The organism is Rhodococcus sp. 5A-K4 (genome assembly GCF_046097995.1).
Taxonomy (GTDB): Bacteria; Actinomycetota; Actinomycetes; order Mycobacteriales; family Mycobacteriaceae; genus Rhodococcus_F; species Rhodococcus_F erythropolis.
In genome coordinates this window covers 19,514-32,450 of sequence record NZ_JBJURM010000047.1, presented here as the reverse complement: position 1 = coordinate 32,450, position 12,937 = coordinate 19,514, and the positions used below count along the sequence as shown (strand labels likewise).

Here is a 12,937-nt window from a genome sequence, read left to right as displayed (position 1 = left end):
CTCGGAATCGCAGATCAACTGAACGTCACTGTCTCACTTGACTTGACACATAGCGCGGGGCCGACGGCGAGCTGATCGCTAAAATCTCGTTCGATGTTGCGAAGCGTTCTGTTCCATGTTTCAAATGCTGTTTTGACACTTGGAGAGTTGTCTGGGTATTTCACATACAATCCGAGCTCATGCTCGGACCAGACGGCTGTCTCAAACCGTAACTTTCTGGATAACTCGGAGACCCAGTTTTTCAGGTAGCTCGGCGCTGATGGCTGGTTCCACATCGTGTCGATGTCTTGGATGGAAGCTGCGACCGTTGGCGAGAGATAATTGCTGAGCTCGTCGAGGAGGGCTGGGCTTACGAACTGGACAGGATATGCGTGACGTGTAGTGGATCCCGCATCTGTAACCATGGGTTCGGCTTGGGCGAATAGGAACGTAAGTAGTTCATCGCAGAGACGGCTAATCGCTGCTATTTCGTAGCCACGTAGCCGCCCACCGGTGCCATCGGCCTGAGCGGCGACGTCTTTGGCCTTAACGTTGTCTGTATCGGTTTTCGAAGTGTCGCCCCGTTGGGCTAGCGAGGCGAGGGTGTCGGCGGCTTTGCCCCATACGTCACTCGGCTGTCTATCTCCAGGGAGCGGCCGGACGTCCTTCAGGGCGGGAGCAATCAATGCGGCCGTGCCCGCGTGCAGGTATGTCACCGTCGCACTATAGGGCGGCGACACAGGCGGGCTGCACTTAATCGGTTCGGATCGGCACGCTCCCCGGTCCGACCCCGTCGGACGACGCCCGGACGTGTCCGCGTCGACGAGGCACAGCTGACCTTCTTCTGAACCCGCCGCTCGAACTCGTTTCCTGATGGGTGCAGGCGTACGACCCCGCTGCTGTCCTGCCGCACCCGTTTACCGACGCACGGTGCGTTTCTTGGTGCCTGCGGTGGATTTGCGGTCCTCGAACTTCAGCTTGAATCCAAATGTCTTGCTGCCCTGGTAAGTACCTGTGGCCAGTGCGCCCTGGGCCCGGTACGTCTTGCCTGTCTTGCTTTTGGCGTCGAATTCGATGGTCTCTCCGGCCAGTAGCTTTTCGATTTCCTGCTCGGTGAAGTCCTTACCGGGCCAGTGGTCGTTGGCACCCCATCCGCGGCCTTTGAACGTGACCGACTTGCCCTTCCACACTCCGCTGACCAGGTCGGTCCGGGGTGCACGCTCCTCGAATCGAGGGTTGAAGCTCACGTGTGGGTACTGCCTGCCGTCCTTGTCCATCACGCCCGGTTCGAGTTTTCCCGTGCAGGTGAACGTCTTTCCCGATTTCGAGCTCGTGGCGTCGATCTCGATGACCTGACCGGCCAGCAGTTTCGCTACTTCGGTGTCGGTGAACCGGTGGCCACCGAAGACCCGCTTCGCGCGGGTCACGACCGTGCCTGCATGGGTGAAGTGCAGCTCCGGCGGCAGGTCGATCATCTCCACCGCCGCCCGAGTCACCCCGGCCGTGCCCATCCGTGCCTTCAGTTCGCCGGGGAGCCTGCTCGTATTTGCCTTCATCGTCTGCAGGTCGTGACGAACGAGATCGGCCACGAGGGACAGATAGTCGGCTGCCTCACCGGTTCCGGCCTCGATCTGCGCCATCTGCTCGAAGACCTGCTCGGTGATCGTCAGGTCACCGATGTGCGTACCCGGCAGAATCCGATGGTTGAGTTCACCGATCGCGCTGAGAGTTATCTTGCCGCGCTGCTCGACCATCAGCGCCTTGCCACCCGAGTTGTTCGTCACTTCGGCGTACGTGCTCGTCCGGGTCGCACCGGTACCCACGTTCCGCTTCTCGAGCTGTTTCATCAACCAACCCATCGTCGGGTGCGGGGGCCGAGCGGGGAAGCCCTCGTGGACGAACGGGTCGGCGACGGTGCCGAACGCGGTGACTCCTTCCGGCTGGTCGTTACTCTGCTGGTCCTCGTCCTCGGTGTTGAACACGCCTTTCCACCCGGCGACTACGGGCACGTTCAGTGAGCCGACGAAGCTCGGGTACTGCTCGACGTGGCCGCGATGCTGGTCGTACTCGTAATCGGACGCGAGCATGGTGAGGTAGTTCTTCGCGAGGAGCTCGTAGATCGCTTTGCCCAATTCCCCGTACGTCTTCTCCACTGCGTCCAGGGACGTCGGGACGTTGGGGCCCGGGCGGTTGGCACCGTGCGCGCCGCCGGATTTGACGTGGCTCGTGCGCGGGCCGCGATGGCTCAGCGCCCCAGGGTCGACACCGACGACGCCGGCGATCGTGTCGACCAGTGGGAGCAGTTCATTGAACTGCTCGATCGAGATGAATTTGTCCTCGGTGCGCGGGTAGGACACCACCTGCGCCTCGTACATCTTCTGATAGGTGTCGAGGACGTTCCTGGCTCCGAAACCCTTCTTCGCCAGCAGAGACGACAGGGCTGCGAGGTCCATCAACCGCGGCGGCCCTGTCTTCTTACGGCTCGTCCCGTCGTGGATTACCGGCGAGGAGACCAGGCCGCCGGGGACATCGACCTGTGTGTCGAATCGATCGACGTTGGGGTCGGCGTACGTGACTCCGTTCTCGTCACGAAAACGGTTCTCGTAGAACGCTTTCTTGACGTAATTCCTGTGTGCGTCGAGTCCGTCGCCGACGATTACGACCATTGCGGATTTGAGTCGGCCGTTGCGCAGTACGGTGGTCGCGCCCACGGTTTTGGTCGCGAGTCTGGTGAACTGCATCGAGAGCATGTCCCACTTCGACCGGAAGTCGGCCTTGCGGTAGTCGCCCTCGGCGGCGATTGCGCTGACCGCTCGACGTGCTCTGAAGGCCTTCTGCAACGACGCCGGTGTCTCGTCCAGGAACTCCATCCGTTCGAGCTTCTTGTTCTCCAGGCCCAGGTATTCCACGATCTCCCAGCCGAGGAGTGAGCCTTCGCCGGTGGGGTCGAGATCGGCTGCATTGCAGACGCTCTCGCACTCCGAGAGCACTGACTTCAGTTCGTGGAGCAAGCTCTTCGCGTCCGGATCGGTGACCAGCTTCCCGCCGGACACCCGGCGCCGGATCTCTCGCTCCCAGCGGAAGTCGTCGGCATTCCACGGTAGATGCTCGAGCTCCCAGCTCCGGTATGTGTCGGTGAGTGAAGCCGGCACCATCGCGGAGGGGTCCTTCAATTCCAACAGGTGGCCGCGAGCGTGGACGATGACGTACTCCGTTCCCTCGAACGTGCCGCTCATTCCGCCCAGTGCGGCCGCGAAGTTACGTGCTGCGGAGGGCTTTTCGGTGAGGATTCCAACTTTTCCCATGACATCGATCTTTCTTCTCTGCGGTGGGTGCGGCGACATGGCCTTCACTTTTTCGAACCGTCGGCGGGGAGATACGTAGGCGGTGCGGGTGTCGTCAACGGCGAGTTGTTTCGCCGAAGCACGGTGCGCCCCACAGGCCGGCACCGTTGGATTGCGCGGTTGCTTGTGCGGCAGTGATGTTCGCAGCTTCGGTGAGGTGTTGACCTTGGTAGATGTACGCCCGCGCCATGCCGTTTTCGGCTGCGTGGACGCTGTAGTTGCTGCCGTCGGGGAGCAGGACGTAACGCAGGAGACGGCCGTATCGGTCGGTGTCGTCGGCCACCGGGTCAGTGGTGACGGTGATCGTGGTGCCGTCGAGCTGCTGGTGCGCCCAGGCGCTCGCTTCCGGTCCCCAGCACTGCACCGGTGCGTCGGGGTCGACTGTTTCGGGGGTGTCGATACCGAGGATGCGGACCCGGACCGGGTCGCCGCCGGTCGACAGACGCACGTCGACGGTATCGCCGTCGATTACCCGGTCGACTACCCCGCTGGTCGCGGAGACGGCGTCAGAGGCGTGTGCGGAGTTGGGGGGAGCGGTCAGGGGATCGCAGCCCGCCAGCATCGCGGCAACGGCAGGAGCGGCTACACAGACCGCGAATACGCGCTTGCCTGTGCGCGACAGATGTGGGGAACGGGCAGCGAATCGAGGGAGTACGGACATGAAGGCCTTCGTGTGGGTGCGAGCGCGTCGGCCAGCACACGGCCACCGGGACACACGCTGCCGAGCAGCGGTCGGTGGGTGCTGACCACAGGACGCTCGACCGTGACCCTCATCGACGGTCGAACACACCAGCCAATTTAGCGCATGTCACCGACATGATTGGCTTACCCGCTCGAGCTGCGTCTCCCGATCGATAGTGGGAGCTGATGCGGAAACTAGCGTGGGTGTGCGCCGACGGCCCGGACGTGCTTCTGGCGCGAGTACGACGGGTCGTCGACGGCCTCAACCGAAATCAGTCGTCGTAGTAGTAGTAAACGCGACTGGTCATGGTGTCAGCGTCGTCGTGGAACGCGCCGAAAGCGTCCTTGAGCAGCTCGTAGGCAGGTGCCAACTGTGTCTGCTCGATCTTCGTTACCGATGAGACGGTCCATCCGACGATCCCGTCATGTCCCTCAATTGGCTTGCCGAATAGATCGACCAGGGCTTCGCGGCGGTACCCGTTCTCCACCAGATCGTCCTCGGTGTACCAGTCGTTTCTGGGGTCATGAACGTATTCGTCCTGGGCCCTCTGTAGTTCGGTCACGAGCCAGTCGTCGCCAGTCGATGGTGTCGTGGGTTCGGGCACTGCTGATTCCTTTCGGGTTGGGTCGCGAGTACCACTCCTGGACTCAGTAGGTTATTCGATGCATGTTCATCTATCTCAATGGATGCCGCATTCGCGTCGAATGCGGCAGTTGTCCGTTGTGCCGTAAGCTCACCCCGGGGCGGACTTGATATCTAAGTGCGAATTCGACGTCGATTATTTCTTTTCAGTATTACTTATCTGCGCGCACGACCACTGATATGGCAGTAATAGCTATAAACCAGTAAGTCATCCAAAAGATCGCGGGAAGATCAAACAATAAAATGAGAGCAATATTAATGGCGAGTGCGATCGCGAAGACAACGAGACCCTCCGTGTCCGGCGAGTTGTCCACTGGAGTCGTACTTACTGGCACGGGCACCCGCTTGATCGAGGGCGGCGCTCCGGTCCGGAGTTCAAACTGACCGATCTGATCCTCGACATGCGCATCCCTGCTGGCTGTCTGCCTACGAAGAAGTTTGGTGGCGGCATTGTTGACAGGAGCGCACGTCCAGCCAACATCATCAAAGGTGAACAGAGCCATCCCTACTTCATCTGCATACTGAAGAGCGGTTCGCGCGTATCCCTCGTACGAGAAGAAGATGAGCTGCTTCGAGTGGTCGACCCCACGTGCACCAGCCAGATTCTGTAGCGCAGGGCGACCTACGGCTTTGAAGTGCATCTTTACCTGCGCAATCGCGGCTGTGGACATGATGTCGATGCCACTGTCGTGACGTCCCGACATCTCCCGTGCGTCGTGAAACCCCATGCTCCTCATCACGCGGGCCATCTCACGCTCGGCACGCTGATGCCTGGGCTCCATCGATCCTCCGTCTGTCAGATCAGAAGATCATAAGCGGGAACGCCGACAATCAGGGTCAGTCGATGGAAGCGGTAATAGCTGGCCTGTCTGAGCCCGCCTTAAGATGTCGTGATGCCTTCGCGCCGCCCCGATCCCGCTGCACAGATCGTGTTCGACGCCTACCAACGCACCACTGGCCCAGTGGCCTTCCTTGATGAGTCGTATCAGGCCCCGGACGGTGTCGCTGCACACCGGGACACCTTTTATGTGTTTACCGCCGTCATCGTCGAACTAGACGCGATGGATGAGCTACGGGTGGGCATCGAGGACATCGCCGACGGAACCTACTGGCACACCACAAAAGCGCTGCAAACCACATCTGGAATCGACCAGACCCGCGACATGCTCGACTTCCTCGCCGATGGGCACGAAGCATGTGTGATCGCGCACCAAATCCCGGTCGGAGCCGACGACACCGACGCTCAGACCGCGCGGACCGCCTGCTATCGCCAGCTCGCGATCGAGCTCGGAGCCGGCCGCGACGATGTCTGGCCAGCCATCGATCTGTTCGTGCTCGAGGAACGCAATCAGAGCAACTTCCGCAATAAAGACAAGGCTGACCACAAAGCCTTGGTGTCCGAGAAACTGATCCCCCGCAACACCCGCCTCCTGTCGACGTCACCGCGCCACGAACACCTGCTGTGGCTGCCCGACCTGGTCTCAATGGCCTATCGGCGGACCCTCACACACACCAACAGCACCAGCAAACTGTTCGACGTGATCGCCGACAATGTGCACTTCGTCGAGGTCAGCGAGCCGGAGAAGGCCCAAGAATGAAGCAACCCCTGGCTGCCGTAGCTACACCAGGGGCCAGACCGGCTGTCGAGGCTCACGCCCGGAGGACCGGTTCCTTGCTACTCATACGATAACACCGCGCGGACAGAATTCAATCCCGGCGCATTCCCACCCACTGCTCATTGTCACCAGGCGACCCTCACACGCTGGGCACGTCCGTGCCGTGTGCCGACCCTTGTGACGGGTAGTCGTGACATGGGGTTCACGAAGAGATACCTGGAGGACATCGAGTCACGCGGCTGGAACGATTCGACCGAGAACATCTGTGTTCGCTGTCTGGATGGCGCGGAACTCTGAACCCGCACTCCGCTGAGCAACACCTTGATGTGCGTTCTGTAGCGGTCATCCGACAAGATGAGCGGATGGCTGACTACCCCGCATTGCGCGCCATTTTCGGCGTTCCTGTGTCGAGGATCGACGCGGGCGCAATCGAGCGTGCTGTTGCGGACAAGGTCGCCGAAAGTGACCAACTCGACTGGAAATCGGCGGTATACGCAAAGGGTGCCGGCGCTGAGATCGCGAAGGACGTCGCAGCCCTGGCCAACCACCGGGGCGGCATCATCATCCTTGGAGTGACGGAAGAGAATTCCGCCGCCGCCGCCGCAAGCCCCGTCACAATGACTGGTGCAGAGGTACGAAAACAGGTCCAGATGGCGGTAGCGAGCAATGTTAGTCCGTTCCTGGGGGGAGTCACCGTCCATCAGACCGATGGAGCCACGGAGGGCGCGGGACACTACGTGGTCATCGAGGTCGCCGCCAGCCGCGACGCCCCTCACGCGCTGAGCCCGAGCGGGCCCAATGGCATCACGCTTTCGTACCCCGTGCGTAACGGAGCCGAGACGCGCTACCTCAAGGAATTCGAGGTAGCGGCCCGCTACCGAGACCGAGTCAACAGCCACGCGGATATCGTGTCTGCGCTGAAAACCATTCACGCCAACGGTCTTCAGACCGTGCTGCAGCGTGCGGTGGCCGGAGAATTCGGTGAAGCTTCGATCTCGGTCGCCGCTGTCCCGGTGAACGCCGGGTCCCGGCCTGTCGGCGTCGCCGCACGACTCGCTGAAACCGACTTCCTCACCCAATGGGACAACCCGCGCAGACTGCCTGGCCACGACATTGAATTTAAGCCGGGCCATCCGAACTATGTCGTTCGACCAGCGCCCCAGCGCACCATCTTCACCACACCCGAGACGGTCATCGAGCTCGGCCACCACGGAGAAGGGTTTCTTTGCCACGCACTGAGGTTCCTCCCAGGTGCGACCACGGTCGATGACACCGGCGGGACATTTAGAGGCACACACGGTAGTGCCATACTGGTTCCAGCCGAACGCATCGAATGGGCGCTATTCGTCGCAATCAAATTTCTCATCGACCACGCCATCGACACCGGGGCCTCGGGAGAGTTGGAGCTGTTTGCACAGCTTCACTTCAGGCACGCAACCACGTACAACGGCGGAATCTGCATACGGATACGAGGAAGACGGCCACACGAGAATTTCCACGAGCTTCCAGTTGGCTCTCGATTGTCACCGACGACCACACCCGTACAGACCACAGCTACTGTTATCGGCCCTGACGACATGCAGGCCGCCGCTGGAGCTGCGGCATTCTTTCTCGCGACAGACATGTTCGCCGAGTTCGGTATCGACGAACCGCACATCTTCGACGACACCGGTGACAGTATCCCCGGCCATATGGGCACACAGCCGGGCGGCGTGCGCGAGTGGCTGACTGAATATCACGACGAGCTCACGGGTACACCAGGCTTATAGGTCCAGTGATAACCAAGTCAACGATAACGACAATCATTACCGATAATCTAGATTATGTCAGGTTGCAGTCGAAAGCCATTGTCATGCAACGTATGTCAATCCTACCTGCTGGCGCGACCGCCTGCCGGACATGATCTAGAAGTACCGCGGATCCGCCGTTGTGAAGCAGTTCCGTTTCGTGTTGCAAGCCGCGGTGCTGTTGCTCGAGATGGTTCGGATGCCAGCGGCGCGGGCATTCGTCGCCGATGCCCCCGAATCCGTTGTCTCCGATGCTTGCCACTCCTGGGCCGCTCCCGTCCGGACCGGCCTGGGTGTGGGAATGGAAGTGGGATGCAACTGCGCGGGTTCACAGAAACTCGCGGACGATAGCGGCGCAACTCGCGCGTGGGTGGAGCATCAACCCCTGAGGGACAACCGCATTCGCAGACTGGCGACCATCAAACGCCTCGTGCGGCCGCCAGCACAGCCTCGCGTTGGATCCGGCAAAACCACTGCCGTCTACCGATCGGCTCCGGCCCACCCCTTCCCTCATACCCCCACGGGTACTTGCATACCCCCCTAGGTATGTGTCACAGTAGTGATGTACCCGCCAGAAAGGACCGCCATGTGCTACCCCGTCCCGTGCCCGGCATGCGGTAAGACCACCTGGGCTGGCTGCGGTCGACATGTCGACAGCGTCATGAAGAACGTTCCGCGGTCGCAGCAGTGCTCCTGCTCCATGGAGACACCCGCCCCAGCTACACGCGACAACTTCTTTCGTTCCCTGTTTCGTCGCTGACCCCCACCCCAACAGCACTCCACTGCATTTCGCAGGAATCTCTGGGCGTCTTCAACACTTCTGAATACCCCCACCCGTATTAGGAGAAGCAATTGTGACCAAGCCCGCTACCGCGGCGGCCACCGGCCGCCACGACCGCCATCGGCCACCGGCACCCGGCGCACTAGGCCGCCTGGGAAGCACGATGGTCGCCCGCCGCCGGTGGGTGTTCGGCATCTGGCTGATCGCCCTCGTTGCACTGGGATCGGCTGCACCATCGGTGTTCTCATCCTTGGCCGGGGCCGGCTGGCAGGCCAACGGTTCCGAATCCGTCCAGGTCCGCGAGCTCGCCCAGCAGCATTTCGGCGGCAATTCCTCTGCAGCAGTGCAGGTGGTCGTTCACTCCGACACCGCCACGATCGAAGACGCAGCGATGCAGCAGACACTCACCGACGTCGCGGCCGTATTCGACGGTGACACTCGCTTCGGTGAGGTCATCGCCCCCCAGCCGGGCATGACGATCAGTCCCGACGGTCACACCGGCATCTTGATCGCCGGCGCAAACGCGAGTACCGACGACATGGTCAAGGCCGTCGACGAGGTGAAGGGCGAGCTGACCGAACTCTCCGGCGACGGCATCGAGGTCTACCCGACCGGATCCTCCGCACTGTGGTCGGACTTCAACAAGGCCAACCACGACGCCATGATTCAGGCCGAATTGTTCTCCTGGCCGGTCACTTTGGCGATCATGGTGCTCGCGTTCGGCTCCCTCGTCGCCGCGGGATTGCCGCTGCTACTCACCGTTGCCGGCCTGGTCGCATCCGCAGGCGGACTCGTTCTGCTCAACGGCGTCACGCCGATCTCGGTGTGGGCGATGAACTTCGCGATGATGTTCGCCCTCGCCCTCGGAATCGACTACGCCCTGTTCATCGTCGCCAGGTTCCGCGACGCACTGCGCAACGCCGATCCACGTGCCGCGGTCGCCGAAACCATGGACACCGCAGGCAAAGCCGTGGTCCTGTCCGGTCTGACGGTCTTGGTGAGCCTCTCGGCCGTCCTGCTCGTTCCCGCACCGGCGGTGCGCACCATGGCCGTCGGCATCATGCTCGCCGTGACCTTCGTGCTGATCGCCACCATGACCCTGCTCCCCGCAACCCTGGGTGCACTCGGTTCCAAGGTCAACGCCGCCTCCCTGCCCTACGCCAAGCGCCAGCAGCACCGCTCCCCGAAATTCGCAGCCTGGGGTGAACTGCTCCACAAGCACCCCTGGCCGTTCGCTCTGGTCTCCGTCGGCATCCTCATTGCGCTGGCCCTTCCGGTCCTCGGACTGAAAGTGGCGATGCCCTCGATCGCCGTCGTCCCCGAAGACGCACCGGTTCGCCAGGGTTACGAGCTCGTCCAGGCCCAGTTCGGTGCCGGCGCACCCGGCGCACTGCAGATCGTCGTCCCGTCCGCGGATGCCGCCGCGACCGCCACGGCAGCCAGTACCGTCGACGGGATCTCGATGGTCACTCCGCCCCAGCCTGCCGCGGACGGCTCAAACTACTCACTGCTACAAGCACTTCCCACCGTTGACCCCTCGGACGAGAGAATGGGCACCATCCTCGGTGACCTGCGCGCCGAACTCCCGGAGTCGGCGTTGGTCGGCGGTGCCCCAGCGGAGAACCTCGATCTGCAGCAAGCACTGAACGACTACCTACCGCTGGTGATCGGTATCATTCTGGCGCTCGGTTTCATCCTGCTGCTCGTCGCCCTCCAAGCACCGCTGATCGCGATCCTCGGCACCGCAGTCAGTCTGCTCTCGACCGCCGCAGCGTTCGGGGTCGCGAAGCTGATCTTCCAGGACGGGCACGGCGCATCACTGCTCGGATTCACCCCGCAAGGCTTCCTCGACGGCTGGGGTCCGGTGTTCTTCTTCGCGATGATCTTCGCCATCGCCATGGACTACACAGTGTTCCTGCTCGCCACCGCGAAAGAGCACTACGAGAAGACCGGGGACCCGAAAGCCGCTCAGGTCGACGGCCTCGCCCACTCCGGCCGGGTCATCTTCGCCGCCGCCGCGGTCATGGTCGCAGTGTTCTTCACCTTCGCACTCTCCGATCCGCTCCCACCGAAGGAGATGGGCATCATCCTCGGCGTCGCGGTACTGCTCGACGCCTTCTTGATCAGGCTGATCCTGCTGCCGGTCCTGCTGCGTTTGAGCGGACACGCCGCATGGTGGTCACCGGCCTGGCTGCGCAAGGTGTTGCCCTCGATCAGCTTCTCGCACTGACCACCCTTACAACCCGAACGGAGCAATCATGATCGATCCGAACACCACTCGCTCGTCCGCGTTCGCGGGCTGGCCGATCGAACGTATCGTCCCCGCCCTCGCCGCCGGCGTCACCGCCACCGGCCTGGCCCTCGGCGAACTCCACGCACCGCAGTGGCGACTGCTCAGCGCGTTCGCTGCCGCGAACCTCGCCCTTTACGCAGCGGTCGGCTGGTGCCCGGCCAGCGCGCTTCTCACCAGGGTGGGCGTGCCGAGTATTCGCCAGCCCCGAATCGGGTAGGCCCAGATCACCGCAGTTCGACGACCGAAAGGAACTTCCCTTATGAACATCGCACTCTCGACCACTCTGACCGACACCGACTTCGACACCGCAGTCGACGCCGTCAAAGCCTCCCTCGCAGATCAGGGCTTCGGTGTTCTCACCGAAATCGACATGCAGGCCACGTTGAAGGCCAAGCTCGGCGAGGACATGGAGCAGTATCTGATCCTCGGTGCCTGCAATCCGTCCCTCGCGCACCGCGCCGTCGGGGTCATGCGCCAGATCGGCTTGCTGTTGCCGTGCAATGTCGTCGTCCGCGCCGACACCTCCGCTTCCGGATCGGTCATTGTCGAAGCGATGAACCCCGACATCATGGTCCAAGCGACCGGCGAGCCAGCACTGTCCGACGTCGCGGCCGAGGCCACCACCAAGCTCCAGGCCGCCATCGACGCACTCGGTGGCCAGGACGCAGCCCACAGCTGATGACCCTGACGCTGGCACTGGTCCTCGGCGTCGCCGTCGGCATCCTGCTCGGTCTCCTCGGAGGCGGCGGGTCGATCCTCGCCGTCCCGGTTCTCGTCTACGCCCTGGGAATGGACCTGTCGGAGGCGATACCGACATCGTTGCTGGTGATCGGTGTCGCCTCGGCGACCGGGGCCATCCCCAAGGTGCGGGCGAAGCTCGTCGAATGGCGACTGGCGGCGATCTTCGCGGCCACCGGTATCGTCGGCACGCTGGTCGGCAGCGTCCTGGGCAGGCATCTGCCCGAGGCCGCAGTGATGATCGGCTTCGCGATCGTCATGATCATCGCCGGGGCGCGGATGCTGCGCAGCACCGACGATGTCGGAACCGCTTGCAAGACAGGAAGTTCCGGGATCGATTGGCGGCGATGCGCACCACGGTCCATACCGACCGGGTTCGGGGTCGGTGTCCTCACCGGACTGTTCGGCGTCGGCGGAGGATTTCTGATCATCCCCGCTCTGGTGCTGTTGCTGGGAATCGAGATGAGTGTCGCTGTCGGAACGTCGCTGGTGGTCATCGTCGCCAACTCCGCCGCCGGACTGATCGCTCAGGCCGACGGGCTCGGCGGGAACTGGCCACTGACAGCCGCGTTCGCCGGTGCGGCGATCGCAGGCTCGCTGGTCGCCGGAAAACTGAGCACACGCATCGACACCGACAAGCTGCGCACGTGGTTCGCCTACCTGGTGTTCGCCGTCGCGGGCTATGTACTTGTCGACACCCTCGTTCTTTCATGACCGACTGCACACACCGAACCGATGCCCCCGGGGGTAATCTGGAAGGACTACCACCATCACACACCCTCAGGAGACCGCAATGATCGGCGACGAAGACAGCATCGCATTGGTACTCAACCGTCTGCGCCGCGCACACGGCCAACTCGCCGGTGTGATCGGCATGATCGAGAACGGACGCGACTGCAAAGACGTCGTCACTCAACTCGCCGCCGTCTCCCGCGCCCTCGACAAAGCCGGATTCAAGATCGTGGCCACCGGCCTTCGTGAATGCATGACCGGCGACACCGCAGACAACAAAGAGCCCATGACCGAAGCAGAACTGGAAAAGCTCTTCCTCGCACTGGCCTGAACGAGGACGTTT

12 protein-coding genes are annotated in these 12,937 nt (G+C 62.3%); 7 read left to right on the top strand and 5 right to left on the bottom strand.

Going from position 1 to position 12,937, the window contains the following annotated elements; translation table 11 throughout:
* Positions 1-14 precede the first annotated feature (14 nt).
* The 5 genes from ACKAMS_RS32475 to ACKAMS_RS32455 all read right to left on the bottom strand — a co-directional run bounded on the left by ACKAMS_RS32475 (position 15) and on the right by ACKAMS_RS32455 (position 5,429).
* On the bottom strand, positions 15-695 hold the full coding sequence (locus tag ACKAMS_RS32475; protein ID WP_408990040.1) for a hypothetical protein: 681 nt from the start codon (positions 693-695) through the stop codon (positions 15-17).
* Between the two features lie 201 nt (positions 696-896).
* A complete protein-coding gene (locus ACKAMS_RS32470) occupies positions 897-3,284 on the bottom strand; it encodes a DNA topoisomerase (RefSeq protein WP_372581628.1) in 2,388 nt (795 codons plus the stop codon).
* Positions 3,285-3,378: 94 nt separating this feature from the next.
* Positions 3,379-3,984, bottom strand: a complete 606-nt coding sequence (locus tag ACKAMS_RS32465; RefSeq protein ID WP_372581627.1) for a thermonuclease family protein — start codon at positions 3,982-3,984, stop codon at positions 3,379-3,381.
* A gap of 292 nt (positions 3,985-4,276) precedes the next feature.
* Positions 4,277-4,609 carry a hypothetical protein gene (locus ACKAMS_RS32460; RefSeq protein ID WP_372581626.1) on the bottom strand — a complete coding sequence of 111 codons (333 nt, stop codon included), beginning with the start codon at positions 4,607-4,609 and terminating at the stop codon, positions 4,277-4,279.
* Between the two features lie 190 nt (positions 4,610-4,799).
* Positions 4,800-5,429 carry a restriction endonuclease gene (locus ACKAMS_RS32455; RefSeq protein ID WP_372581625.1) on the bottom strand — a complete coding sequence of 210 codons (630 nt, stop codon included), beginning with the start codon at positions 5,427-5,429 and terminating at the stop codon, positions 4,800-4,802.
* A gap of 111 nt (positions 5,430-5,540) precedes the next feature.
* On the opposite strand from ACKAMS_RS32455, the gene ACKAMS_RS32450 reads away from it, so the two are divergent.
* From ACKAMS_RS32450 to ACKAMS_RS32420, 7 genes are all read left to right on the top strand, one after another.
* Positions 5,541-6,245, top strand: a complete 705-nt coding sequence (locus ACKAMS_RS32450; protein WP_372581624.1) for a hypothetical protein — start codon at positions 5,541-5,543, stop codon at positions 6,243-6,245.
* A gap of 380 nt (positions 6,246-6,625) precedes the next feature.
* Entirely contained in the window at positions 6,626-8,032 is a 1,407-nt protein-coding gene (locus ACKAMS_RS32445) for a helix-turn-helix domain-containing protein (RefSeq protein ID WP_372581623.1), read from the top strand.
* 962 nt (positions 8,033-8,994) lie between these two features.
* Positions 8,995-11,061 carry an MMPL family transporter gene (locus ACKAMS_RS32440; RefSeq protein WP_027494152.1) on the top strand — a complete coding sequence of 689 codons (2,067 nt, stop codon included), beginning with the start codon at positions 8,995-8,997 and terminating at the stop codon, positions 11,059-11,061.
* A 28-nt stretch (positions 11,062-11,089) separates the two neighbouring features.
* Positions 11,090-11,341, top strand: coding sequence for a YgaP-like transmembrane domain (locus ACKAMS_RS32435; protein ID WP_027494151.1), 252 nt, complete (start codon positions 11,090-11,092; stop codon positions 11,339-11,341).
* A 42-nt stretch (positions 11,342-11,383) separates the two neighbouring features.
* Entirely contained in the window at positions 11,384-11,803 is a 420-nt protein-coding gene (locus ACKAMS_RS32430) for a DUF302 domain-containing protein (protein WP_027494150.1), read from the top strand.
* Complete coding sequence (locus ACKAMS_RS32425) at positions 11,803-12,576, top strand: sulfite exporter TauE/SafE family protein (protein WP_027494149.1); 774 nt, start codon at positions 11,803-11,805, stop codon at positions 12,574-12,576. Before ACKAMS_RS32430 ends, ACKAMS_RS32425 begins: the two co-directional genes overlap by 1 nt.
* A gap of 79 nt (positions 12,577-12,655) precedes the next feature.
* Positions 12,656-12,925, top strand: coding sequence for a metal-sensitive transcriptional regulator (locus ACKAMS_RS32420; RefSeq protein WP_027494148.1), 270 nt, complete (start codon positions 12,656-12,658; stop codon positions 12,923-12,925).
* Positions 12,926-12,937: the final 12 nt, after the last annotated feature.

What these genes read in the sequence shown, in the direction of transcription:
- ACKAMS_RS32470 (WP_372581628.1), bottom strand. Translation starts at nt 3,284, where the DNA reads ATGGGAAAAGTTGGAATCCTCACCGAAAAGCCCTCCGCAGCACGTAAC.
- ACKAMS_RS32465 (WP_372581627.1), bottom strand. Translation starts at nt 3,984, where the DNA reads ATGTCCGTACTCCCTCGATTCGCTGCCCGTTCCCCACATCTGTCGCGC.
- ACKAMS_RS32455 (WP_372581625.1), bottom strand. Translation starts at nt 5,429, where the DNA reads ATGGAGCCCAGGCATCAGCGTGCCGAGCGTGAGATGGCCCGCGTGATG.
- ACKAMS_RS32450 (WP_372581624.1), top strand. Translation starts at nt 5,541, where the DNA reads ATGCCTTCGCGCCGCCCCGATCCCGCTGCACAGATCGTGTTCGACGCC.
- ACKAMS_RS32445 (WP_372581623.1), top strand. Translation starts at nt 6,626, where the DNA reads ATGGCTGACTACCCCGCATTGCGCGCCATTTTCGGCGTTCCTGTGTCG.
- ACKAMS_RS32440 (WP_027494152.1), top strand. Translation starts at nt 8,995, where the DNA reads ATGGTCGCCCGCCGCCGGTGGGTGTTCGGCATCTGGCTGATCGCCCTC.
- ACKAMS_RS32435 (WP_027494151.1), top strand. Translation starts at nt 11,090, where the DNA reads ATGATCGATCCGAACACCACTCGCTCGTCCGCGTTCGCGGGCTGGCCG.
- ACKAMS_RS32430 (WP_027494150.1), top strand. Translation starts at nt 11,384, where the DNA reads ATGAACATCGCACTCTCGACCACTCTGACCGACACCGACTTCGACACC.
- ACKAMS_RS32425 (WP_027494149.1), top strand. Translation starts at nt 11,803, where the DNA reads ATGACCCTGACGCTGGCACTGGTCCTCGGCGTCGCCGTCGGCATCCTG.
- ACKAMS_RS32420 (WP_027494148.1), top strand. Translation starts at nt 12,656, where the DNA reads ATGATCGGCGACGAAGACAGCATCGCATTGGTACTCAACCGTCTGCGC.